25 protein-coding genes are annotated in these 23,798 nt (G+C 66.7%); 15 read left to right on the forward strand and 10 right to left on the reverse strand.

What is annotated here, in order from left to right; genetic code table 11:
* Positions 1-115: 115 nt before the first annotated feature.
* Positions 116-397, forward strand: coding sequence for a helix-turn-helix transcriptional regulator (locus QE381_RS12680; protein ID WP_307218681.1), 282 nt, complete (start codon positions 116-118; stop codon positions 395-397).
* On the opposite strand, the gene QE381_RS12685 is transcribed toward QE381_RS12680, so the two are convergent.
* Positions 383-1,780: a hypothetical protein gene (locus QE381_RS12685; protein ID WP_307218683.1), complete on the reverse strand. Its 1,398-nt coding sequence runs from the start codon at positions 1,778-1,780 to the stop codon at positions 383-385. The two genes, QE381_RS12680 and QE381_RS12685, sit on opposite strands and share 15 nt — an antisense overlap.
* A 92-nt stretch (positions 1,781-1,872) precedes the next feature.
* Here QE381_RS12685 and QE381_RS12690 point away from each other — a divergent pair, with 92 nt between their 5' ends.
* From QE381_RS12690 to QE381_RS12700, 3 genes are all read left to right on the forward strand, one after another.
* The gene (locus tag QE381_RS12690) at positions 1,873-2,313 is read left to right on the forward strand and encodes a hypothetical protein (RefSeq protein ID WP_307218685.1); all 441 of its coding nucleotides are present in this window, start codon (positions 1,873-1,875) and stop codon (positions 2,311-2,313) included.
* Positions 2,314-2,498: 185 nt separating this feature from the next.
* The gene (locus QE381_RS12695; protein WP_307218686.1) at positions 2,499-2,681 is read left to right on the forward strand and encodes a hypothetical protein; all 183 of its coding nucleotides are present in this window, start codon (positions 2,499-2,501) and stop codon (positions 2,679-2,681) included.
* 63 nt (positions 2,682-2,744) lie between these two features.
* Positions 2,745-3,038 carry a hypothetical protein gene (locus QE381_RS12700; protein ID WP_307218688.1) on the forward strand — a complete coding sequence of 98 codons (294 nt, stop codon included), beginning with the start codon at positions 2,745-2,747 and terminating at the stop codon, positions 3,036-3,038.
* Between the two features lie 101 nt (positions 3,039-3,139).
* On the opposite strand, the gene QE381_RS12705 is transcribed toward QE381_RS12700, so the two are convergent.
* A complete protein-coding gene (locus QE381_RS12705) occupies positions 3,140-3,445 on the reverse strand; it encodes a hypothetical protein (RefSeq protein ID WP_307218689.1) in 306 nt (101 codons plus the stop codon).
* A gap of 487 nt (positions 3,446-3,932) precedes the next feature.
* Here QE381_RS12705 and QE381_RS12710 point away from each other — a divergent pair, with 487 nt between their 5' ends.
* The 5 genes from QE381_RS12710 to QE381_RS12730 all read left to right on the forward strand — a co-directional run bounded on the left by QE381_RS12710 (position 3,933) and on the right by QE381_RS12730 (position 11,103).
* Positions 3,933-6,086: a hypothetical protein gene (locus QE381_RS12710; RefSeq protein ID WP_307218691.1), complete on the forward strand. Its 2,154-nt coding sequence runs from the start codon at positions 3,933-3,935 to the stop codon at positions 6,084-6,086.
* Positions 6,087-6,260: 174 nt separating this feature from the next.
* Positions 6,261-7,088 (forward strand): replication-relaxation family protein, encoded by an 828-nt coding sequence (locus QE381_RS12715; RefSeq protein WP_307218693.1) that lies wholly within the window; start codon positions 6,261-6,263, stop codon positions 7,086-7,088.
* Positions 7,089-7,158: 70 nt separating this feature from the next.
* The gene (locus QE381_RS12720) at positions 7,159-8,112 is read left to right on the forward strand and encodes a site-specific DNA-methyltransferase (protein ID WP_307218696.1); all 954 of its coding nucleotides are present in this window, start codon (positions 7,159-7,161) and stop codon (positions 8,110-8,112) included.
* A 179-nt stretch (positions 8,113-8,291) separates the two neighbouring features.
* A complete protein-coding gene (locus QE381_RS12725; RefSeq protein WP_307218697.1) occupies positions 8,292-10,562 on the forward strand; it encodes a recombinase family protein in 2,271 nt (756 codons plus the stop codon).
* A 403-nt stretch (positions 10,563-10,965) separates the two neighbouring features.
* The gene (locus QE381_RS12730) at positions 10,966-11,103 is read left to right on the forward strand and encodes a hypothetical protein (RefSeq protein WP_307218699.1); all 138 of its coding nucleotides are present in this window, start codon (positions 10,966-10,968) and stop codon (positions 11,101-11,103) included.
* A 2-nt stretch (positions 11,104-11,105) separates the two neighbouring features.
* Here QE381_RS12730 and QE381_RS12735 read toward each other — a convergent pair whose 3' ends face one another.
* Positions 11,106-11,309 carry a hypothetical protein gene (locus tag QE381_RS12735; protein WP_307218701.1) on the reverse strand — a complete coding sequence of 68 codons (204 nt, stop codon included), beginning with the start codon at positions 11,307-11,309 and terminating at the stop codon, positions 11,106-11,108.
* A 66-nt stretch (positions 11,310-11,375) separates the two neighbouring features.
* On the reverse strand, positions 11,376-13,352 hold the full coding sequence (locus tag QE381_RS12740; RefSeq protein ID WP_307218702.1) for an ATP-binding protein: 1,977 nt from the start codon (positions 13,350-13,352) through the stop codon (positions 11,376-11,378).
* A 112-nt stretch (positions 13,353-13,464) separates the two neighbouring features.
* On the opposite strand from QE381_RS12740, the gene QE381_RS12745 reads away from it, so the two are divergent.
* Positions 13,465-13,830: a response regulator transcription factor gene (locus QE381_RS12745; RefSeq protein WP_307218703.1), complete on the forward strand. Its 366-nt coding sequence runs from the start codon at positions 13,465-13,467 to the stop codon at positions 13,828-13,830.
* Positions 13,831-13,836: 6 nt separating this feature from the next.
* Here the strand turns inward: QE381_RS12745 and QE381_RS12750 are convergent, their stop codons facing one another.
* Both QE381_RS12750 and QE381_RS12755 read right to left on the reverse strand, forming a co-directional pair.
* A complete protein-coding gene (locus tag QE381_RS12750) occupies positions 13,837-14,832 on the reverse strand; it encodes a TerC family protein (protein ID WP_307218705.1) in 996 nt (331 codons plus the stop codon).
* 170 nt (positions 14,833-15,002) lie between these two features.
* Positions 15,003-15,338, reverse strand: coding sequence for a hypothetical protein (locus tag QE381_RS12755; protein ID WP_307218707.1), 336 nt, complete (start codon positions 15,336-15,338; stop codon positions 15,003-15,005).
* A 136-nt stretch (positions 15,339-15,474) separates the two neighbouring features.
* Between QE381_RS12755 and QE381_RS12760 the strand changes: the two genes are divergently transcribed.
* Positions 15,475-15,972 carry a MarR family winged helix-turn-helix transcriptional regulator gene (locus QE381_RS12760; RefSeq protein WP_307218708.1) on the forward strand — a complete coding sequence of 166 codons (498 nt, stop codon included), beginning with the start codon at positions 15,475-15,477 and terminating at the stop codon, positions 15,970-15,972.
* Between the two features lie 123 nt (positions 15,973-16,095).
* Here the strand turns inward: QE381_RS12760 and QE381_RS12765 are convergent, their stop codons facing one another.
* Positions 16,096-16,698: a TetR/AcrR family transcriptional regulator gene (locus QE381_RS12765; protein WP_307218710.1), complete on the reverse strand. Its 603-nt coding sequence runs from the start codon at positions 16,696-16,698 to the stop codon at positions 16,096-16,098.
* An 89-nt stretch (positions 16,699-16,787) separates the two neighbouring features.
* Between QE381_RS12765 and QE381_RS12770 the strand changes: the two genes are divergently transcribed.
* Positions 16,788-17,495, forward strand: coding sequence for an SDR family oxidoreductase (locus QE381_RS12770; RefSeq protein WP_307218711.1), 708 nt, complete (start codon positions 16,788-16,790; stop codon positions 17,493-17,495).
* A 60-nt stretch (positions 17,496-17,555) separates the two neighbouring features.
* Here QE381_RS12770 and QE381_RS12775 read toward each other — a convergent pair whose 3' ends face one another.
* Entirely contained in the window at positions 17,556-18,824 is a 1,269-nt protein-coding gene (locus QE381_RS12775; protein WP_307218713.1) for a cell division initiation protein, read from the reverse strand.
* A 198-nt stretch (positions 18,825-19,022) separates the two neighbouring features.
* Between QE381_RS12775 and QE381_RS12780 the strand changes: the two genes are divergently transcribed.
* A complete protein-coding gene (locus QE381_RS12780) occupies positions 19,023-19,181 on the forward strand; it encodes a hypothetical protein (protein WP_307218715.1) in 159 nt (52 codons plus the stop codon).
* A 73-nt stretch (positions 19,182-19,254) separates the two neighbouring features.
* A complete protein-coding gene (locus QE381_RS12785) occupies positions 19,255-20,004 on the forward strand; it encodes an alpha/beta fold hydrolase (protein ID WP_373426992.1) in 750 nt (249 codons plus the stop codon).
* A gap of 13 nt (positions 20,005-20,017) precedes the next feature.
* Here the strand turns inward: QE381_RS12785 and QE381_RS12790 are convergent, their stop codons facing one another.
* Positions 20,018-21,910, reverse strand: coding sequence for a sigma-70 family RNA polymerase sigma factor (locus QE381_RS12790; protein ID WP_307218719.1), 1,893 nt, complete (start codon positions 21,908-21,910; stop codon positions 20,018-20,020).
* The gene (locus tag QE381_RS12795) at positions 21,882-22,346 is read right to left on the reverse strand and encodes a hypothetical protein (RefSeq protein WP_307218720.1); all 465 of its coding nucleotides are present in this window, start codon (positions 22,344-22,346) and stop codon (positions 21,882-21,884) included. The genes QE381_RS12790 and QE381_RS12795 overlap by 29 nt, the downstream gene beginning before the upstream one ends.
* A 133-nt stretch (positions 22,347-22,479) precedes the next feature.
* On the opposite strand from QE381_RS12795, the gene QE381_RS12800 reads away from it, so the two are divergent.
* Complete coding sequence (locus tag QE381_RS12800) at positions 22,480-23,784, forward strand: LuxR C-terminal-related transcriptional regulator (RefSeq protein ID WP_307218722.1); 1,305 nt, start codon at positions 22,480-22,482, stop codon at positions 23,782-23,784.
* Positions 23,785-23,798: the final 14 nt, after the last annotated feature.

Consider the following 23,798-nt stretch of genomic DNA (forward strand, 5'->3'; position numbering starts at 1 on the left):
GGAGCGTTCAGGAAGCCGTCAGCGGATACGGAGGCAGCTCTAAGATGCTTCAGGCACGATCCATTATGCATAAATTATCATCCACCGCGAGTTCAGCGACGCAGACCGTGGAGGGATGGCCAAGCGCGTTCCCCCTCCCGAGTGGGCTCCCTACGTCCGCAAGCTCGGTCTAGAGCTACACCGCCGCCGTATCGAGGCGGGCCTGAGTCAGGAGCAACTGGCAGCCGCAGCAGGCATCACGAGGGCAACGTACGCGCAGCTTGAGAAGGGGCTGTCACGACCAGAGGTGACGGCGAACCCGTCGCTCTACACGTTGGTGGCACTGAGCAACGTGCTGCACGTCGAGGTAACGGAGCTGATACCGGCGGGGGCGCCGGATGTGTCAGCTTGGCGGTGAGTCCGAGAGAGGCCACGGCCACAGCATGCCTTCCAATTGTTCGCCAGATAACTCAATGACCTCTTGAATTCGCGAAACAGCTGCCTCCGTCGAGAGCTCAGGCCTTGGCTCGAACCACCATGAACCATCCGCCTTCTGGATTTTCTTCGTCAGCGAGATCACATCGCGAAGGAAGGAATCTTCTGGCCGAGTCGGAGTGCCCAGAATCTCCTTCGCCAAGAAGGCTGACGTAGCTACCAACCCAAGCAATTCAAGCCTAAGAGCACTCGACCGACGTAATCTCGCCCACGAATTTCTCGCGCCCACGAGTCCGGTTGCAAAGACTTCATTCGCCCAAAGGCGTTCGATGATATCAAAATCAGCTTGATGCTTTGCACTCGACTTGAATTGCAGGAAGCTATCGACTGAATCTCCAATCCTCCGCAGAACTGCCGCTTCGCCTAGCGTATCCGGCCACAGGGACTCGATACGTGTCCAAAGCTCCCGCAGCCGAAATGTAGCACTCGAAGTGTCTTCGGAGACGCACTTCGTTCCATGAATCCACCATACGATCCGGGCAAAATGAACTAGAGCTTCCCCGCGCCATTCACGATTCTGGTTCAACCTTCGAAGCGCCCGACGGTGTTGCTCAAGTTGCCAGACTTGACCATAAGACCATGTGAATTCTATCGAGTTGTGGACCGAGACAACCACGAGCTCGAAGGCCGTGAGGATCTTCGCTAGCTCCCGTTGGTGCATATAGACAAGAACGAGAGCATCACGACGTTTGTCACTTGCAAAACGGGGAATGAAAACTTCTTCGTCGATGGCCCGTGGCACATAGCCCTCCTCATCCCCAATATCAGGAGCGTCTTGCTCGGCGCCAAATTCGCTCGCTCGTTGCCGAACGAGCGCGATCAGTTCAGCCGCAAATTCGTCCAGAAGGGGTGTTATACCACTCGAAGGCTTGCGATCCTCACGAAGATTTGCGACTGACGTAAGGCCAAAGATCGGAAGTACGTAGGCGCGGCGCAGATCAATGCTTCTCGAGAATGAAGCCTTTGTGTTCTTGAGTTCTTTGCTTCGGAGCTTGGCTAGCGTGAAACCTTGCGGGTGCCCCGGCACCGGGTCGTCTTCGCGCGGAGCCATACTGTAGCCAAGAAGCACTTTCGCGGCCCAAACTCCCGGTCGCGCAGTTTCCAGGTCGTCAACCGATTCTACCAATTGCTCAATGGCATTGAAGGTCGATGCGGTTGTCCACGTGATGCCGGAAACGGCCTGTGCGGCAACCTCCGCGACGACACGATTGAGTTCAGGCAGGTCTTCGACTCTCGTACCGCCGAGGAGGCTACGTACGTCAATGCGGCACGCTTCGATCAGTTCCGCGTCTTCCGCCCGGCCCATAGGTGAAGTGTAGCGCCGCGATGCTATTGACAATGATTATCGTTATGTTATAATACGCACTGGAGGTGGCTCCTCATCGAAAGGAGCCCACCTTGGCTCACATGAAGGATTACCGACTGGCCTACCAGTCGGATTGGGACCCAGCCAAGTGGTTCATCTACTGGCTGACAGCAGAAGACGGCAAGGAAATCGCGAACACCGTCATCGGACGGGAACTGCAGGCGGGCAAGCAGCCCACCTGCATCCTGGACTACCTGCTCGGCTGGCTGATCGAAGGTAACGCCGTGTTGTCCTGCCCGACGTACGAGACCTGGCTCCTCGCAGTCATCAGCATCGCCGACCAACTCCGACGTGATCGCTTCGGACGCGACTACGCGGACGAGAACGGCGACTGGACCCAGGACGAGATCAAGAACTACACCAAGGGACTGGTCGACCTATCGGTCCCGTTGCTGGACGACGAGCTGGAACTCAGTCACCCGGCACTCGACAGGAACACCTACGACCGAGCACGTGCTGCCACTTTGAGGTAACACCGGCTTCGGTCAGCAGCAAGAAGAACGACATTCATCCATCTGAGCCACCGCTCCGTTCCGGACATCCGGAACGGAGCTTTTCCTTTTCAGACGTCATTTCGACTGTCATCTGCGCACAAATTCACGTCATCTGGACGTCATCTTGTCATTGCTTGGAGCATCACCCACACGGCGAGTACGTCTTGTATCAGTTGATCAGCTCCGAGCCGCCCGGGCGGCACCACCGCACCACAAAGCTCCGTATTGAGGCCGACATGTTGATTTTCGATTTTGACGATGAACGCGATGCCATCACCGCCATTCTACGCAAGTACGGCGTGACCGAAGAGGCGATTAAGGACTTCTTCGAGCCGTACCCGAACTAACCACCCGGGGTCGGCTCGACGGCACAGAACCGGGTCGACCCCTCTCAAAGAGAGGAAACACCAATGTCAGACATCATGCGCTCCCTCGGCGGCAACCAGCTTCCAATGTGGTCGAACAGTCCGAACGCCCGCCTTGCTCGTCGTGAAATCGAACGGATCACGTTGAACAGCATCGTGACCGCGGCGGCGATCCAGCAGGACGCCAACCTCGTTCGCATCGGCATGAATGAAGCAGCACGGCTGCTCGTTGAAGCCGAAGGGCACGCCACGCGAAACCCTAGCGGAGCAGCGCTGTTCGGCCGGATGCTCACCGCGTTCGGGGAGCGAACGATGTCCCGCCTCGATCAAGGGCTGTAGTCGTGTCTCCCTGGCTGATAGTTGGACCGCTAATCGGCGCATCGCCGTTCTTTGTAGTCCTCGGCTTCCATTTCGTGAACTGGCTCGAAAGGTTACCGGAGTCAAGGCGCGAGCAACTGCAAAAGCGGTTGGACCTGGAACTGCGTGGCGTTGAGATGCGGGCAGCCCGGATCGCCGATGCTATCCGAATGGACGCCCAGCAGGTCAGCGAGCAAATGGAACGTCAGGCCCGGAAGCTTCGGGAGTAGGTGAACCATGACTGACAACTCGCCAGGGCTGGCGAAGCGGTTGTTCTTGCTGGCCCTGGCGGTGTTGTTTCTGGCCTGGGCCATCAACACCGCCATCGAACTCATCGCTGCCGTCTGGTGGCAGCTGAGCATCATCGCCGCCGTCATCTTCGTGATCATTGTTGTATTTATCACACTCCGGAATCGGTGGCGCTAAACCAGGTCATGATCGGGTGCAGGGCGATGTTCCAGTCGCTGTTGTGAAGTTTTCTACAGTACCGATCGGACAGTTTACGCCGAGGGAACTCTTGCCCATACTGTGCCTCGAATTCACAGCGCCTTTTTAGCTGCGGCGCGTGAATCGGGCGTCTCGTTCGCCCCGTAGATCAACTAATCCATTCGTCTCCTCATCGGCCCCATGGGTCTCGTGAGGCAGTATTCGCGCGCTCCTTGATCGGAGCATCGACGTTTCATCGGCGAGGAAGGGAGGGCACATGAAAGAGAAAGAAGAACCAAGGGTTCGTGTACTTGGAACCGAGGATCGACCACCGCGAGACGACATGGCTCTCCGGAAAGTGGCCCGTGCCGTACTCGCCATCGCCGCACGACAACTCCGTGAGGAGCCAGCAATGTCCGTGGAGACCGACACCGACGCGGAGGATGAGCAATGAGAACCCCACCTCCACTCGTGTGGCGGCAACTCATCGTCAAGCGACCTCTCGACGAGGCAACGGCCCTCGAAATGGTTCGGCGGGTCGTCCACGAGGCCACACACGCACACCTGGTCTTTGAACTTCGAGGTGACCCGCAGGGTATCCATCTACTGCTCCACGCTCGTGCTGATGTCGTGCACGCCACGACTCGTCTACTTGACGCAGCGGCTGTTGAGGCTCCTGACCGCCACCCTGCCAGCCATGCACAGGCGGTCACCGTTCGCCCCGCGAATCGGGCGTTCGTCCCCGATGCGCTCACACTCTCGACCAGGGAGTTGTACCGAGCCCTCAGCGACGTAAAGAACGGGGAGTTCCTTGCACTGCAAGTCGTCGTTGGCCCTCGGCTTCGCGGCGTCACCTTTTCGAAGGATCTCCAGCCCGTCGGCCTCCTCGATACCCTTCTGGATCGCTCACCGGTTCATCCCGAGCCACTCGTTGCGGAACAGCTTCGAGTGAAGCAGCACGAACCCGGCTTCGCAGCCACCGTCCGGCTCGGAGCTACTGCTGATTCGCCGGAACGAACAAGAGTGCTCCTCCGTCATCTCCACGCCGCTCTTCGCCGCCTGGAAGCGCCAGGCGTACACCTCAGAGTTCACGGGTCGTCTCCGCGGTCGTTCGATGACGCAACCCGCCCGCTCCTGTGGCCACTCCGGCTAACCGTTCGCGAGGCAGCAGCTCTTAGCGGCCTTCCCATAGGGGATGAACTTCCAGGGCTTCCCCCACTGCACCCTGTTCAGCTCGCGCCGACGATCACTATGCCGACGGGGAAGAACAGGCTCGTGCTTGCGCACTCAACCGCACCGGGCCACTCCGAGCCGATCACACTCGGTGACGACGCGGTGCTACGGGGTATCGCCCTCCTAGGGCCGGTCGGCGTCGGGAAGTCCGACGCCGCCGCTCAGCTCGTCGTCCAGTGGGTGAATCAGGGCAAAGCCGCCCTGGTGCTGGAACCAAAGGTCGATTTGTGCACCTCTATCGCCGCCAGAATCGAGCCGGAGCAGCGTGACCGACTGGTATACCTCGACCTCTTCTCGGAGGACGGCATCATCGGCCTCAACCCACTGCGTCTGAACGGACGATCCCCGGAAGTCGTCGTTGACGGGCTCGTAAGCATCTTCAGCTCCGTGCTCTCCGACGTGATCGGCATCACCACGAGGGATCTGCTCAATGCCGCGCTACTCTCCCTTGTCCACTACCCGGGGGCGACGCTGCTCATGCTGCCGCTGCTCCTGTCCGACCCGAAGTTCCGCCGCAAGGTGGTGGCTAACGCGTCGGGCGACGTCTTCCTCCAGGCGTACTGGGCGGAGTTCGAAGCCAGGAGCGAACAGGCACGGGCGCAACTGGTGGCACCCGTACTCGTGCGACTTCGCCAGCTCCTCCTGCGGCCTTCGTTCCGCCGTTGCCTCGGCCAAGCCGAGCCGAAGTTCGATGTCCGGCAGGTGTTCGGCAAGGAGAAGAAGGTGCTCCTGGCTCCGCTGCCCAAGGCGCAGCTCGGTACGCAGGGGGTGGCGCTGCTCGGCTCACTCCTCCTACATGAGGCCTTCGGGGCGATCAACGAGCGGGCCGTGGTTCCGGCGGAGAAGCGGCACCCGGTCATGGTGACGGTCGACGAGTGGCACCACTTCACCCACGGCACGCAGGACTTCGCCGAAGCCTTGACGTTGTTCCGCGGCTACGGCGCCGGGTTCGTTCTGGCTAATCAGGTCATGGCACAGCTCACTAAAGAGCTTCGCGAGGTGGTCACCGGCTCCGTCCGCAGCCGGGTGTACTTCCAGCTCGGAGCCGACGATGCCGTCAGCCTTTCCCGACACTCCCCCGAGCTTGAGGCTATCGATCTCATGAGCCTGGAGCAGTTCCACATCTACGCCGCCCTCTACGAACAGGGAAAGACCCAGACGTTCGTTTCAGGCCGCACGATCAAGCTGCCTGATCCGCTCGGCGATGCGTCGGAAATCGCGGCCGAGAGCCACCGCCGCTACGGGATCGCCCCAGAGGAAGTTGACCGCGCCGTCGCGGAACTCTACGACGCCGGTGATGTCACGCCAGGCGATGACGGCAGACCACCACCAGGGATCGGTCGCCGCCCACGTCCCACCAACAACCTCTAAACAGGAGACCCCTTCACCGTGACCATGAACTCAGAACTAGAACAAGAAGATCAACCGGAAGCGAGAAACGGATCAGCCGATCGCTCTACCGATCGGCTCCCCCTCGACCTCAGTCGACCCCGCTCAAATACTGCCGAACCAGCCGATCAAGGGATCGACAGTCATGCCTTCGGCATGACGGCAACAGCCCAAGCAGGCCGCGTCGGCAAACTGCGGCTCGACGAAATCCGCATGAGCCTGACGGCACGGGACTTCCGCATCATCGCCACCTTGAAACAGCACCGCTTCCTCAGCACCAGACACATCGAACGATGGCACTTCGCCGACCACGCGACGCCGCTAAGTGGTGCCCGTAGTGCACGCCGCGTCCTCGCGAAACTGAGGAGCTACGGCATCCTGAGCGCCCTCCCCCGGAACCTCGGCGGCGTCAGCGGTGGATCGTCGCAGCACGTCTGGCACCTGACGCCCGTTGGCGAACGCCTGGTATCGAGCGGCGAGCCGGACCGACGAGTGCGCGTCCCGTCGACGGCGTTCCTCGAGCACGAACTCGGCATCGCTGACATCCATCTCGACCTCATCGAAGCCGAGCGGGCCGGAACGCTGCGCCTCATCGACTTCACAACGGAGCCCCGCTGCTGGCGTCCGTTCCCCGGCATCGGCGGGCAGCTCATCACCCTCAAGCCCGACTTCTTCGCGGTCGTCGCCGCGCACGTGGACTGGGAGACGTTGATCTTCGGGGAGTATGACCGCGCGACGGAGTCGCTCAAGACTATCGTCAAGAAGGCCGGCGTCTACGAGTCCTACTGGCGAACCGGCATCGAGGAGAAGCGCTCGGGCGGCTTCCCCCAGGTGCTCTGGCTCGCGTCGAGCGAGAGCCGACTCAGTCGCATCCAGAAGCAGTTGGGACGCACGGCCCGAGTAACGATGGCGCTCCATGCCTTCTCGACGCCCCAGAAGCTCGTCAAGACCCTCACCGCAGAGAGCGGGGTAGATCATGCCTAGTGAGGATCCACGGCTTCTGATCGGCGATGCCGCCTCGACGCTCAGGACGCTCCCACCCGAGTCCGTCGACATGGTGCTCACCAGCCCTCCGTACGCCAACGCCCTGCGCGACTACGGCATGGCTGACCAGCTCGGCAACGAGGGGAACGTTCAGGGCTGGGTCGACAACATGCTCCGGGTCGTCGAGCCACTGAAGGATGTGCTGAAGCCCTCGGGGACGCTCTGGCTCAACGTCGGAGACAGCTACTCTCGAACCCCCGGCAACGGCGCCCCGAAGAAGAGCCTGCTGCTCGGACCAGAGCGACTCGCGATCGCAATGGTCGAATCGGGCTGGGTACTACGGAACAAGGTCATCTGGGCGAAGCCGAACGGCCTCCCGACCGCGGTCAACGATCGTCTGCGTAATCAGTGGGAAGTCGTCTACGTCTTCACCAAGTCGCCCACGTACTTCTTCGACCTCGACGCCGTACGTGTGCCGCACCTCACCCGGCCACCCAAGCGACGAGACACACTCCCCGGACGCACTGGCCCAGACTCGTGGCAAGGCAAGCACGGTGACCGCGGTGACGGCTTGAAGCGCAACCGCGCACTCGGCAAGGTCGGGCATGACCTCGGTAAGAATCCGGGCGACGTCTGGATGATCCCGGTCAGTGCGTGGAAGGGGGACCACCATGCCACCTTCCCCATCACTCTTGCGGAGCAGTGTGTTCGTGCCGGATGTCCTGAGGGGATCTGCGCACTGTGTGGATCCCCATGGAAACGAGGCCTGATCCGAAAGCTCGGTGCTGCTGCTGTTCGCGGGGCCCTACGTCAGACGTGCGAATGTCCGGACGCGCTTCCTCAACAGGGAGTCGTGCTCGACCCATTCATGGGCTCCGGCACGACCGCCATCGCCGCAGAGAACCTTGGCCGTGACTGGCAGGGCATCGAGCTGAACCCCGACTACGCCAAGCTCGCCCTCGCACGCATCGACGGGGCACGCTCTCTTCGGCTTGAGAAGTCTCCCAAAAGGGGTGCTCACTGAACGAAAATTCCATTCACTTGCATATAAATGCGTTTCGTGGTCCACTGACCACGGCACCAGCCGGAAAGGAGTCAGCCATAGGAACCAATACAACTAACGAGACCAACCACGGGCCGAGGGGCGACCTGCTATGGTCCCGTGATTTCGAGGATGCATCGACAAGTGAGGAAGCGCACATCATGGGCGACGAGGACAGCACCGGCGCCGGGCCTTCCTACGATGCGGACCACCAAGGGGTCTCCGCGGACCCCGGACCAGTCTTCCCTCGAAAGAAGGAGCGACGCTCACTCTACGTCGGCGCACACACCGACCTCGTACAGCGCCTCCGAGACGGCGAGACGCCTACTGCCGCACCGATCTTGACGCCACGTGCGCAAGCTCTGAAGAGCAGACGCGGCCGCGCCGCCGTGTATGCCCGCGTGTCTACGGAGGAGCAGGCCCGGATGGGCGGTGGCCAAGACGGCTTCTCGATCCCCTACCAGCGCGAGGCCTGTGAGCGGTACGCGCGAGAACACGACCTCGAGATCGTGGACGTCTACATCGACCCCGGAAAGAGCGGCACGACGACGAATCGGAAACGGTTCAAGGAGATGCTCACCGACCTCGCCGAACGTAACATCACGCACATCATCGTGCACAAGCTCGACCGACTCAGCCGCTCCCCCAAAGTCGATTACGTCGTCGACGAGGCGCGGGAAGCAACGAAGACGACGTTGGTGTCGGTCACCGAGTACATCGACGAGACGCCACAGGGGCTCCTCAACCTCCAGTTCATGCGCGGCGTCGCCGCCTACTACTCGAACAACCTCGCCGCCGAGGTGCACAAGGGCATCACCACCAAGCTCAAAGAGGGCGGCACCCCGGGGCTGGCACCTCTCGGCTACGTGAACAAGCAGCGCAAGGAAGGACGCGCCGACATACGTTGGATCGAGATCGACGAAGAACGGGCTCCCCACATCCGATGGGCATTCGAGGAGTACGCAACCGGCAACTGGAGCCTCCAACGGCTCGTCGTGGCTCTGGAAGCACGAGGGCTTCGCAACCGGGGACGACAAGACCGTCCGAGTCGACCCATCACGGCCCCGACGCTCCACCGACTGCTCTCCAGCCCGTACTACGTCGGCATCGTCGTCTACAACGGCGGCTACTACGAGGGCTCGCACCCTCCGCTCATCGCCAGGAACCTCTGGCTGCGGGTTCAAGACATTCTGGCGGCGCACAACACCGCTGGGGAGAAGGACCGCAAGCATCCGCACTACCTCAAGGGGACCATCTACTGCGGGGAGTGCGGCAACCGACTGATCTACAGCCAGAACAGGGGCAAGGGCGGCATCTACGAGTACTTCTTCTGCATCGGTCGCCGAGCAAAGGCTGCGCCCTGCACGAGAAAGTACGTCAGCCTCCCCCGGATTGAGGATGGGGTTGAGGACTTCTACCGCAGCCTCCACTTCTCCGCCGAGCGGGTCGACGCCATCCGCCACGTCGTCCGCGACGAGCTAGAGAAGAGCCAAGCCGACGCCACGTTCACTCTTGGTGAGGCTCGGAGACGGCACGCTGTATTGAAAAACGAGCAGGCCTCCTTGCTGCAGGCGCACTACGCCGGAGCGGTGCCTCTGGACCTGCTGAAGCAGGAGATGGATCGCACGACCCGAGAAGTGGATGCGGCTGCTCGACAGATCGCTACCGCCGAGCAAGCCCTCGAACAGCTCGACGAACAACTGGAACGCGCCCTCGAAGTCGCTCGACTCTGCGGCGAGCAGTACAGCCGCGCACTGGCGTCCGAGCGCAGACTCCTCAACCAGGGGCTGTTCAAGAAGCTGTTCATCGGGGAAGACGGCTCAGTAGAGCATGCAGAAGTACAGGAGCTGTTCGCGGGCATCCTGTCGAGGGATGCATCGATTACCACCGAGGTGCGCGAGGTCGCGATGCTCATGCCACCGAAGCAGCACGAGGTGTTCGGCGCGCCGCTTGCGGCCACCGGCACCGATGAACACCTCGTCCCCGTCGAAGAGTGGGGCAACCGTCCTGAGCGGCGCTGGAACCCTGAGGCCGCCCTGCTGAGCTTCCAGACACGTCAGAACGGCACATATGTGAGAACCCCGCCCAAACTTTCATTTGGGCGGGGTTCGAATAACACACATGTGGCGGATGTCGTATGCTCATGCGCCAAGAGCACCACCACACCTGCACCACTCATCGAGCACCGTGGACAAGGGAGTCCTCATGTTTCGTGGCGTACAGATCCTCGTCGTCTCTCTCGCGACAGTCGGCCTCGTGCTCCTGTCGGCGTGGGGCGCCGCCCTCGTGGTCGGCGCCGATGCCTTCGGCGCCGAGACCGTCCGTGCCGTCGGCGTCGGGCTGTTCCTGGCGGTGACGGCGTCGTTCATGACCGTGATCGCCGTCGTCGCGCTCCGCACGCGGGAGTGATCCGCTCCCCGCGGGGGGAGTGATCCCCGCCGGGAGCCGTGCCGTCGAAAGCGGAAGCGGCCTCCGGCGCAGGGGGTGGATGCCGGAGGCCGCGGGCGCCGCCAGCCCGGGCACGATGCGGGACGCACCATGCCGAGGCCCAGGGTTTGGCGGATCTACCGCTGAGACTGTACCGCGCCGACGCCCCTGGTGCACAGCAGAGGTCCCCCTCCGGCTGGGGGACCGGAGAGGGACCTCGTGCGTGGGGCTCGCGCCTCGCCACGCCTTCGCTCGCTTGGAGTGACCCGAACACTCTCGGCATGCGGTGTTGCTGGCTCAAGTATCCGGCTCGCTCCGGACTGCTGCAGGGGCCTTGACACGGCTCGTCGAGGTGAGTATGACCCGCGCGAAACGCGCGGTTCACGGTTTCCCGCTAGCATGCTCCGCATGACCCGAGACGGTATCCCGGACCCGAACCGGCCCCGCGGAAGGTGGCTCGTCTACATCGGCGTGGCCTTGCTCGCGATCGGCGTCGGACTCCTCGTCTTCGCGGCGATCGTCAGCTACCTGAACGCGATCCTCTGACCTCAGTTCCTGTGCGGTCGGGTGCGCACGTAACCGTTTCGTGGTGGGCGGCGCTCCTCCTCGAGATCCTGGACGAGGTCGCACAGCTGGCTGACCGCGTCCTGCAGCGCGTCGAGTGCGAGCACGACGGGGCCATCCGGGTACATGCCGCGGGCGTCCTCGATCTGCGCCAGGGCGGAGCTCAGCGCCTGGCGGACGGGATACATCCGCTTGTCCACAAGCCAACTATTCCGTATCCGCCCGGCCTCGATCGTCGCGCGGGCCGGAGATAATCACTCCGCAGGCGTCGGGTCGCGGAAGACGACGCTCGCCGTGAGACCGCCGCCCGGAAGGGACTCCAGCAGGATCGCGCCTTCGTTGCGTGCCATCAGCCGCTCCGCGATCGGGAGGCCGAGTCCGGTCCCCGGCGCGTTGGCGATCGCCGCCTCCGCCCCGCGATAGAACCGGTCGAACGCGTGCGCGAGCGTCGCGGGCGACATCCCGGGTCCGGTGTCCGTGATCCGCAGCGCGATCCGCCCGTCCTCGGTGTCCGACCAGATACGGACCGTGCCGCCGGGCGGGGTGAACGTCACGGCGTTGGCGACGAGGTTGCCCACGGCCCGGCGAAGGTCGGCGGCCGGTCCGTGCACGATGAGCGCCGGGTCCGTCTCGACGCGCAGGGAGAGCCCCTTGGCCTCGGCGGCCGAGCGGTGCGCCTCGACCGAGCGCGTCGCGAGCTCGGTCAGTGTCACCGCGCGGATGTCGCTGGCCGATGCGTCCGAGGCGTTGCCGAGCGTCAGGAGGTCTTCGACGAGCTCGGAGAGCCGTTCCGTGTTGCGCCCGACGATCTCGACCCAGGATCGTTCCTGCGCGGAGAGACGGTCCGACTCCTGCAGCAGCTCGGTGTAGCCGGCGATGCTCGTGATGGGCGTCCGCAGCTCGTGGCTGGTGGTGGCGATCAGGTCGTCGCGCTGCCGCTCCAGCTCGGCGAGGGCGGTGCGGGCCGCGGCGCGCGCCTGCTCCGCCGCCTCGCGTGCGCGCGTCATCCGCACGCTCGCGGTGACATCGACGAGCTGGGTGGAGAACCGGCCGCCCTGATCGGGGATCGGGTGGGCGAGGACGCTGATGACGCCGCCCTCGGGCTTCTCGTACACCGTCTGCACGTGCTCGGTCATCGAGGCCACCGCGTTCCTCGCGAGCGGACCGGACCACGTGCGATCCTCGCTCAGCTCGTCGTTCAGCATGTGGAACGCGGACCGGTTCGCCCAGACGATGATGATGCCGTCCGCCTCCTGCTGCGCGATCACCAGCCCGACCTGGGAGTCGACGAGACCGCCCGAGAGCAGCTGCGACGCGCTCGTCGCGGTCGCCATCGCCGCCCGCGCCTCGTAGCGGGTCGTGACCAGCATGATCGTGAACACCGCGATCGTGATCATGTAGGCCTCGATGACGAGCGCCATCTCCCGCGCGTCGAGGATCGAGATGTAGCTCGGCGGGCCGAGGATCGCCGTGAGCAGCAGTGAGGCGCTCGCGAGGAAGAGCGCCTCGCCGAGGGCGAGTGCCGCCGGCAGTCGGGCCGCACCCCACACGATGAACGCGAACGGCAGTGTTGCGAGCGGCAGGAAGCTGCCCGGCAGGAACGCGAGCGGGATCGATGCGACCAGGACGGTGGCCTGCGCGAGCGACTCGACCCGGGGCAGGCGATCGAGAGAGCCGGGCGGAAGCGCCGCCAAGGGCGTGATCAGCAGGAGCGCCGCGAGGTGCGCGGCGAACGTGTTGACGAGCGTCTGGCCGAACTCGGTGCCTTTCAGGAGCAGCGTCGTCGTGCTGATGAGCGCTCCGGTGATCAGTGCGGCCGTGAGAGCGGCGACCACGAGCCGCGACGCGTCGCGGGTCGTCCGCAGGCGGAACCCCTGCGCCCCCGGGCGGAGCACGAGGATGACGACGGCGACCTCGACAGCGCTGATGAGACCATAGGGGACGGCGAGGGGCGCTCCCCGGCCGCCGGCGAGCTCGGCCACGAGCGTGCAGAGTCCGATGACCGCGAGCGCGGCCGGCAGGCGGCGTCGCTCTGCTCTGAGGGCGAAGCACACGCCGAGCCCCGCCGCCGGCCACCACAGGGAGACGCTGGCATCGGGGCCGGAGAGCAGGACGCTGGCGTAGGCGACGGCCACCAGGACGAGCGCGATGAGAGGCCACGACCAGAGCGGCGCGATCCGTTGCCGTTGCTCCGCGGACGCGAGGTCCGCGTGCACCAGGGGGATGTGCATGAGATGACCGTAGTGCGTCCAGGTTCCGGCGACGTATGCACAAGGGGGCAGAGGAGACCGCCGCGGACCGGTACGGTCGATCACAAGGGGGTCGGCGCGTTCAGGGAGACGGATGATGGCGAGCATTCTCGTGGTGGAGGACGATGCGGATGTCGCGGGGCTGATCAGCTTCCGCCTGTCGGCGTCGGGGCATGATGTGGTCGTCGCGCCCGACGGTCAGGCCGGTGTCGCGGCCGCGCATGAGCGGGCGCCCGACGTCATCATCCTCGACTGGATGATGCCGGTGAAGACCGGTATCGAGGTGTGCGAGGAGCTCCGGGCGCACGCGGCGTTCGCCGGCACGAAGATCATGATGCTCACCGCCCGTGCCCGCGACGCCGACGTCGAGCGCGCCCGCGCCGCGGGGGCGGACGATTACATGACCAAGCCGTTCTCGCCCCGCGACCTGCTCGCCCGTGTGGAGCGCCTCATCGCCTGAGGCGGGTCACGCGTGGCTCGAGGGCTCCTCGCGTCGTGCGTCTCGACGGGTCTTGGCCAGGCTCGCGACGGTGGCGATCGCGATCGTCGCGCCGATGAACAGCAGGGAGAACCAGATCGGGATCTCCGGCGCCCAGGCGACACCCTGACCGCCGTTGATGAAGGGGACCTCGTTCACGTGCAGCGCGTGGAGGAGGAGCTTCACGCCGATGAACGCGAGGATGACCGCGAGCCCCTGGGCGAGGTAGACGAGCCGCTCCAGGAGCCCCCCGACCAGGAAGAACAGCTGGCGCAGGCCCATGAGCGCGAAGGCGTTCGCCGTGAAGACGATGTACGCCTCGCTGGTCAGGCCGTAGATCGCGGGGATCGAGTCGAACGCGAAGACCAGGTCGATGAACCCGATCGCGACGATCGTGAGCAGCATCGGCGTGAAGAACCGCTTGCCGTCGATGCGGGTCGAGAGACGGTCGCCGTGGTAGTCGTCGGTGATGGGCAGGATGCGGCGCGCCGCCCGCACGAACAGGTTCCGCGTGGGGTCGGGCTCCTTGCCGTGGCTGGCGACCTGACGCCAGGCGAGCACCAGCAGCAGCGCGCCGAAGATGTAGAAGATCCACGCGTAGTTCTCGATCAGCGCGGCCCCGAGAGCGATGAACACGCCGCGCATGATGAGCGCGATCACGATCCCGATGAGCAGGACCTTCTGCTGGTAGGCCTTGGGGACGGCGAAGCCGGTCATGACGATGAGGAAGACGAAGAGGTTGTCGATCGACAGCGCCTTCTCGGTCAGGTAGCCCGCGAAGTACTCGCCGCCGTAGGTCCAGCCGCTGACGAGGCCGATCCCGACGCCGAACAGCAGCGCGAGGCCGATGTAGAACGCGGACCAGCGAGCCGACTCGCCGACGCTCGGCTCATGGGGCTTGCGGACGTGCGCGAAGAACTCGTAGACGAAGAACACGATCGTGACGGCGATCGTGATGATCCAGACGAGCGGGGTGACATGCATGGGAGCTCCGGAAGGGTCGACAACACAGGGACCCAAGGTCTCCTCCACCCGGATCGGGCTGGTGGGCCGGGATGCTTCTTGGCACCCGTACTGACGGCGTCACCACGTGGGAGTACTCCCCTTGCGTGTACCAGGGTACGGCATCGGCGCGCTTCGCGGCGCCGATGCCGTCAGGCCGCGGTGGCCCGCGGGAGCGGCTGTGCGCTCGAGGCCGCGATAGCGGCGTCCGCAGCGCTGATCGGCAGATTGCCGGACATGCTCGCGACGTGCGCGAGGCGGGAGACCAGCTCGGGGTCGAGGGTCTCGGGCTCGGGTGTGCTGAACACGAAGCGGAGCGGGATGGACTGGTGCACCCAGATCGACTCGCGACCGACCGGGCTCGTCCAACTCACCGTGAAGCTCTCGCCGCGGCGCAGCTTCGTCGCCATGACCACCTTCACGTGCGCGAGAAGCCGGTCGGGGATCTCGATCGGGGACTCGGAGGTCCCGTAATGCAGCTGGCCCATCATTTCTCCTCGCTCGTATTCCTGAGAAGAAACTACTAGCAAAGCTAGCTAAACAACAAGAGGAATAAGTGTCTTCCGACCTACTCGCTAAGGTAGGGATCGCAGGGACGAACGGAGAACGAGGCGCGACGACACCATGTGGATCGAGATCGAGGCACGCGCCGATGCACACGCGGAGGATCGCGGGCTGCGCGTCATGGACACGCTGAACCGCGTCCAGCGGGCGGAGCGCGACCTGCGCGCACGCAGTGCGCGGGTGATGGGCGTGACGGAGAGCGAGGTGCACGCGCTCCGATTCGTGGTTCGCGCGCAGGGGGCCGGGGACGCCGTGACCCCGACCGACCTCGCGAACTATCTCGGCGCCCGCTCCACCGCCGTCACCCTCATGGTCGACCACCTGGAAGCGGCGGGACACCTCGTGCGTCTGCCGCATCCCTCCGACCGCCGCAGCGTCGTGCTCGTCGCGACCGAGGAGGCCGTGGCTAGGGTGACCGAGATCTTCGGCGACGTCTACGAGACGATGATGTCCCTCGCCGGCGGGCTGGACGACGATGCGGCCGATCGTGTCGTCGACTTCCTCTCCCGGCTGGCGGAGACGCTCGACTCCTTCGCCGCGGAGGACGCCGAGAGCTAGTCGTCGCCGGAGGGATTCAGCGTGCGCCGAGGTGCTCGCTGATGTCGCGGAGGCGGCGCGGGATGTCGACGCGGTAGGCGTCGACGTGGGCTCGGGTCTCGTCGGTGTGATCGAGGAAGCGGTTCAGGGATGCCGCTGTCGGGTGCCTGCCGGCGCGAGAAGATCGAGCAGGGGGTCGACGTCGTCGGCGTCGAGAGGGCGTTCGGTGGCGAGCAGCCGGTACCAGATCACGCCGAAGACGACATCCGCGAGCAGCTCGGTCGGCTGCTCGCCGGGGGCGTCTCCGCGCACCCGGCCGCGGCGGACGATCTCGATGAGGGCGCTCCGTCGCCGGTTCAAGAACCCCTCGCGGAAGCGTGCCGCGAAGTCGGGATCGAGCTGAGCCTCGGCCATCAGGCTGCGCAGGAGTCCGGCCAGTCCCGGGAAGGCCGCGAGCGTGAAGGAGTCGTGCAGGAACCGTTCCAGATCGCGACGGTAGGAGCCCTGGTCGGCGGTCGACACGCGCAGATCCGCTTTCGCCGCAGCGGCCTCCAGGAGCACGTCCGCCTTGGTCGGCCACCACCGGTAAACCGTCTGCTTGCCCACCCCGGCCCGAGCGGCGATGCCTTCGATGGTGAGGCCTCGATAGCCGGCCTCCTGGGTCAGCTCGAACGCGGCGGTGAGGATCGCCAACCTCGACTCCTCGCTGCGCTTCGGGCCGCGGCGGGCGGGCGCTGTCTGGGTCATGCCGCTCAGCCTAGCAAATGCGAGACGCCGAGGTTCGTATTTCTGCTACCGTAAATGCGAACCGCAACGTCTCGCGAAAGGAGACAGTCATGCCCACCACTCTCGTCATCGGCGGCAGCTCCGGGATCGGACTGGCCACCGCCGTCCGGCTTGCCGCCCTGGGGGATATCGTTCACATCGCCGGCCGCCGCGCCGAGATCCTCGAGTCGGCGACCCAGACGCATCCCGAGCTGCAGCCGCATGTCCTCGATGCAGCCGAGGCACGTGCCGTGGAAGAGCTCTGCGTCGAGCTCGGCGAGATCGACCGTCTCGTCATCACGCTCAGCGGCAACAAGGGGGCGGGGCCGCTGGCCGACCTCGATCTCGACGTGCTGCGCAGCGCCTTCGAAGAGAAGCTCTGGCCCACCGTCACGGCGCTCAAGGCCGCACTCCCGTGCCTCGGGCCATCCAGCTCGATCACCCTCGTCGGGGCCGTCACCGCTCGTACGGGCATGCCCGGGACGGCGGGAATCGGCGCGCTCAACGCTGCGATCGAGGGACTCGTCGCGCCGCTCGCCGCAGAACTGGCGCCCATCCGCGTGAACGCCGTCTCACCGGGATACGTGGAGACGCCCTGGTGGAGCATGGTTCCGGAGTCCGACCGCGCAGGGCTGTTCGCTCAGATCGCGGCGGGTCTGCCCACCGGAAGGATCGCTAGCGCGGACGACATCGCGCAGGTCCTCGTCCTGCTCGCCACGAATCCCAACATCACCGGAAGCGTGATCGAGTCCGACGGCGGCGCGCACCTGGCCGTGTAGTCCGCGAGGCTCTCGAGGGGAAGCCGGCCACGTCCGCGACGCCGTCGCGGACGTGGCGAGCTAGTCCTGAGGGGCGGAGGGGTCGCCCGCCTCGTCGCCCGGCTCCTCGTCGGGCGCGGCGACGCCGTCGGGGCGGATGAGCTCGCGCACCTCCGCCATGAAGCTCGTGAGCTGCTGCTGCTGCCAGCGGAGCTGGCGCGTGCGGTCCTCGGCGTCCCGGAGCACCCCGGTCGTGTGACCCGTGACGCTGTCGACGATCTTCTGCGCCTTGACGCGGGCGCGGTCCAGCGTCTCGCGGGCGCGCACCTGCGCGTCGGCTTCGATCTGCGCCGCCTGCGCGCGCATCAGGCGCTCGTAGTCGTCGGCCTTCGCGGAGATGCGCTGGGCGTGCTCCAGGGACGACGCGACCTGCTCGTTGGCGTCGGCGGTGATCCGCTCGGCGTGCGCGACCGCCTGGTTGTGCAGCACGAGGAACTCCTGCTGCGCGTCGTCCTGCCGGCGCGTCAGCGTCTCCTCGAACTCCAGCACGCGGGCGTTCATCTCGCGGACGTCGCGCTCGGCATCCGCCCGGAGCTGCGTCGTCTCGCGCGTGACCATCGCCCGGAGCGCCGCCGCGCCCTTCTCGGCCTCGGTGCGGATCGTCGCCGCCTCCTGCTCGGCCTGGGCGACCTTCTCGGCGGCGTGGGCGGACTCGCGCTGGATGCGGGCCTCGTGCGCCGTGAACTCGGTCTCCATCCGCAGCCGCAGCTGGTCGGCGTCGTGCTGGGCCTGCGAGGCGATCCGCGCGACATCCGCGTCCACCTCGGCGCGTCGGGTCGCCGCCTCTTCGCGCGCGGCCTCGAGCAGTCGCTCGGCCTGCACCGCCGCGTTCTGGATCAGGACGTTGGCCTGCTCCTCGGCCACCCGCAGCACGGCCTCGAACTGCTGGCGCGAAGCCGGTTCCTCACCGTCCTCCCTCGCCGGCGCGTCGACCAGCTGGGCGCTGAGCGCCGCGATCTGCTGCTCCGCCTCGGACGCCTGCGCCCGAGCGGCCGCGAGATCCGCGCCCAGGCGTTCGAGCGCCTCGTCGTTCTCCGCCCGGAGCGCATCGATCGTGGCGTGCTGCTCCGAGCGCAGCCGGTCGATCTCGTCGCGGTAGGTGTCGTCCAGGCTCGCGACCTGGGCGCTGGCCTGCTGCAGGCGGGCGCTGAGGTCGGCGATCGCCGCATCCACCTCGTGGCGCTCGTACCCGCGGAAGGCCACCGTGAAGGTCGCCGCCTCCCCGGGGGACTGCTGCATGAGCTCGTCGAAGGGCGAGCCGTCGCGGGCGGGAGGGTTCGGATCGGTCATGACAGCGCCTTACTGCGGGGCAAGCGGGAAGAAGAGCGAGGGAACACGACCAGCATGTCGTACCTATCGTATGCATCGGCAGGGAGCGCGTGAATGCCGTAGGCGTCCCCCGTCGACCTGCGCTGATGGGGGTTAGCACAGGCCGGTGCGCCGCGAAAGGGGGAGGGGATGCCGCACCGGCGCGATCACGATGGAGTCATGATCGGAATCGCAGTCCTGTTGGTCATCGTCGGTATCGTGCTGCTGCTGCTCGGCGTCTTCGTGGAGGCCGTCAAGTTCCTGCTCTGGATCGGCATCATCCTCCTCGTGATCGGTGTCATCGCGGGCCTCATGAGGTTCATCCGACGACAGGTGTAGCGGAAGGCGGCACAATCGAGGGGTGAGCAGCCCGCTTCCCGAACTGACCCGGGTCCCCGACCCCGTCTACGTCATGGCGCCCGACGGGGTGCGCATCGCGACCTACTGCTGGGGCGACGACTCCGAGCCGACCGTGGTGGCGGTGCACGGCTTCGCCTCGAGCACTCGCGACAACTGGGTGAGCACGGGGTGGGTGCGCGACCTGACCCGCGCCGGCTACCGGGTCCTGGCGCTCGACCAGCGCGGTCACGGCCGCAGCGACAAGCCGCACGAGCCGGCCGCCTACGCCCTGTCGGCGTTCGTCGCCGACGTCGAGGCCGTGCTCGACACGTATCTCGTGGATGAGGCGTTCTACGTCGGCTACTCGCTCGGCGCGCGGGTGGGCTGGGAGGTCGCCGCCGAGCTGACGCCGCGCATCGAGCGGGTCGTGCTGGGCGGCGTGCCGGACGGCGTGCCGCTCAACCGCCTCGACCTCGACCAGGCCCGCGCCTTCGTGACGGAGGGCACGCCGGTCACCGACACCGTCACGCAGAACTACGTGCGCCTGATCGAGCGCGTCGGCGGCAACGACCTCCGCGCTCTCCTCGCCATCGCGGAGGGGATGCGGACGCAGGGCGCCGCGGACCCCGATCCCTCGCATGCCCCCTCACAGCCGATCCTGTTCGCGACCGGCACGGAGGACGCGATCATCGAGGGATCGCGGGCGCTCGCCGCGGCGTGCCCCCAGGGGCGTTTCGTCGAGATCCCCGGGCGCCACCACTTCAACGCACCCGGCTCCCGCGAGTTCCGACGGGCCGCCCTCGATTTCCTCAGCGAGGGGTGACCCGGCGGCGCTCTCACTCCGCCGTGAAGGTGACGAACTCCGCCGGGCCGTGACGCCCGGTCGCGGGATCGATGTACCGGATGCCGATCGTGACCGCGCCCCGGTCGGGCACCGTGAAGGTCTGGGAGAACCCGCCGTCGGCGTTCAACACCATCGGGGTCGGCCGGCACGGTGACGGATCCGGGAGCTTGATGCGCTGCACGGATGCCGAGGGCTCGCCCTGGATGGAGAGGGTGAAGCCCCTGCCGTCGACGGTCGACCCGTTCTCGGGCGAGAGGAGCGTGGGCGGCTCCGCGACCGTGATGGCCACCGGTGCGCTGGGATCGGAGGTCTGGCCGCCGATCGTCTGCGTCGCCCGGAGCACGTGCGCGCCGGCGGGAAGATATGCGCTCGCGTCCGTGGTGCACGCGCTCCCCGACAGGTCGTCGACGCTCCAGGAGCCCTCGCCGTCCGCGACCGTCTGCGCGAAGCGCGCGCCGTTCTCGTCGCGGATCTCGATCACGGCACCGGCGAGCGCGCCCGTTCCGCTGAGCAGCGGATAGACCCTGGGCCCCGCGCTCGTGTCCGCGACGACGGCCGGCGCCGGGGGCACGTCGGGGACGGGAATCGTCGGGGTCGGTGTCGGCGTCGGGGTGGGGGTTGGTGTGGGTGTCGGGGTTGGTGTGGGTGTCGGTGTCGGGGTGGGTGTCTGCGAGGGGGTCGGGGTGGGGGCCTCTGCCGGGCTCGGGCTGGGCGCCGGCGTGGGCCGAGGCGTGCGAGACGGTGACGGGGTGGGAATCGGCGTCACCTGCGGCGTCGGCGACGCCGTGGCGACGGGGGTCGGGGTTGCGGAGGGGACGGCGACGGGATCGTGCTCACCGGGCCCGGGCTGTGCGCCCCCGGCGTTCAGATCGACGGGGACCTCGGCGATATCGACCTGTGTCGCAGGACCCGGTGCGCCGATCGCGGCCCATGCGATCCCCCCGACCGCGACCACGGCGGCGACGGCCGCCGCCATCAACGCCGCTTGCTTCGCCGTCGGGCGTCGCAGCCGCACGACGCGGCCGAGTACGGCGGGACCGGGCGCGGGCGCGGCGGGGCCACCGCCTGCGCCAGCGGCCCCGAGCGCGACGACCCCGCTCTGCGCGGCGCCCGACTGTGCCCACGCCGCGTAGCACGCCGTCGCCGACACCCCGACGACGAGCGGCAGCAGCACGAGCGCCAGGCGGGACGACACGTCCTGTGCCTCCGCCCAGGCCAGCGCGCAACCCGTGCAGGTCTCCAGGTGGGCCTCGACGCGCCGGGCGTCTCGCCTGGCGAGTCCGCCCCGCGTGTGTGCGCCCAGCAGGGCGAGCGTGTCGGTGCACTCCGGGCTCGTCGCATCCTTCAGCTGCATCGCGATCCACGCGTCTCGGAAGCCCGTCCGCGCCCGCACGAGCAGTGCCGATGCCGCGTTCGGGGCGAGTCCCAGCAGCGGCGCGAAGTGACGGGGTTTGAGCCCGTCCACCTCGGCGTACCAGAGCACCTCCTGCCAGCGGGTGGGCAGCGTGCGGAAGGCGCGGGCCGTCGCTCCGCGTTCCAGCGCGTTCTCGGTCTCGCGCGCCACGTCGTCGTCCGCCGCCTGCTCGGCCAGGTCGGTCGCGTCGACGCGGCCCTCCCGCGTGCCCCACTCGCGGGCGACGTTGCGGACCGAGGTCAGCAGGTACGGGCGGAAGCCCATCGTGGGCCCGCCGCCGCGTCCGATCGCCGCGAGGATGCGCGCGAACGCCTCGGCGACCAGGTCGTCGGGGTCCAGGCTCGAGAACGACCGCGCGACGGCGTGAGCTGCGACCGAGTGGCGCAGCCACAGCTCGCCGTACGCCGAACGGTCGCCCGCGCGCACGCGGGCGACGAGGTCGTCATCGGAAAGCGGTGGTGAGGAAGTCATTCGTCGCGGATTCTACCCCCGCCCGCTCCGGCTCGATCTCGGCCAGAGTGTGGGCGATGGCGGTCAGATTGCGGATGCGGCGGCGGAGCGCCGCGAAGCCGATGGGGCAGAACAGATCGCAGTCGAGGACGACGGTGTCGTGCCCGTCCTCGACGAGGATCGCCTGCCAGGGACCGCGATCGCCGAACACGGCACCGGCCGGCGGGAGCACGAACCGCGCCTCCGCCCGGCGCCACCGTCGGTGCGTATGACCGGAGCCGCTCACGACGTGCACGCAGTCGCCGCGGAAGACCATGGCGCGCACCACCACGGCGGGCACCGCCGGTTTCCGGGCGCGGCTGCTTCTCGGGCGGCGATCCGCCCAGATGACGGCATCCCCCGCACGCAGCGGGATCCGGTCTCGCGCCAGCCGGCGTCGCAGCAGTCGTTCCTTCATATTCGCGAGATGTCAACAGGTCGAGATCGTGACGCGGGTACTCGGCGGAGATCTTTTTTCGAAACCTGCGTCACGATTCCGGGCCGAGGGCGTCTCTTCCTTCGTGACGAGGGCGAGGGCGAGGTCAGGGCGGATGTCGGAGTATGCAGAGGCGGCAACCGCCATCCGGGTGAGGTTGAGTGCGGTCGCCTACGAGGCGGCGCGGGAACTGGCGGAGGCCGAACGGGCACGACTGCGACGACGGATGCCTTCGCAGGCCGATGCGCTCGACGACGTGACGGATGCTGCCAGGGCCGACCTGTGGACCGCGATCGCGGAGGCCGAGTTCTACTCCGGGAGGTTGCGTGCGGCGTCGGAGGCCGCGCGCGCCGCGATCGAGGTCGGCGGCAGCCGCGGTCACATCGGTCATCGCGCCCAGGCGATGCTCGCCGTGGCGTACGCCCTCAACGGTGAGACGAGCCGCGCGCGGCGGGCGATCTGGCTCTCCGGGAGGGTCGAGCGCGGCTGCCCGGCCCTCGCGCTGGCGATCGCGGAGGCGTCCGTGTCGCTCGTCGAGGGCGACCTCGAGTCGGTCGAGGAGATCGGGAACCGACTCTTCCAGATCGAAGGCGCCGCGTGGGCTCCTGCGGCCGGAGCGATCTGCTCTTCTCTCGTGCGTCTGCTGAGGGGCGACGCGAGCGGCGCTCTCGCCGAAGCTGCCGCGCTCACCTCCGGCATCGACGTCGCTCGCCTGCCACCGATCCTGCGCATGAGTGCCGTCCAGGTGCTCGCCGCTTCCCACCTCGTTCGCGGCGACCGTGTACGCGTGCTCTCCGTCCTCGGTCCGGATCACGGCGACGACCCGACCCACCTGCTCTGCCGCTGTGGCTTCGCCGGCGCCGCGATGCTGCCGGACGCGCTCATGGCGCTCCGTGCCACGGATGTGTGCCTGCGTGTGGGCGCCGAGCACAGCTTGAGCACCTTGCCTCGGACGCTGCTGGTGCGCGCGCTCGCGTACCGGCAGCTGGGCGACCTCGGGCAGGCCCGGATGGCCGCGGAGGAGGCGGTCAGCCTTGCCGCCGTCGGCGGCGGCTGCTCGCCGTCGGCCCTCATCGGACTCGACGGTGAAGAGGTCCTCGAGATGCTGAACGAGGTCTTCGGCCCGCGGGAGCAGTGGGCGCCCGAGGTCGCCGACGTCGCGGATGTCGTGGCGCGGCTTCCGCGGCCCACGGCCCCGGCGGCACCGACGCTGCCGCATCTGACGCCGCGGGAGCGTGTCGTGGCCGCGGAGCTGCGCACGGACGCGACGATCCCCGAGATCGCGGCAACCCTGCGGGTGTCGTTCAACACCGTGAAGACGCAGACGCGCTCCCTCTACCTCAAGCTCGGGGTCTCCAGCAGGGAGCAGGCGATCGAGCGTCTGGAGCTCGCCGGCTTCTTCCTCGGCGAGTCCTGCTGAGCGGCGCCCCTCAC

Source organism: Microbacterium sp. SORGH_AS_0888 (assembly GCF_030818905.1).
Lineage (GTDB): Bacteria > Actinomycetota > Actinomycetes > Actinomycetales > Microbacteriaceae > Microbacterium.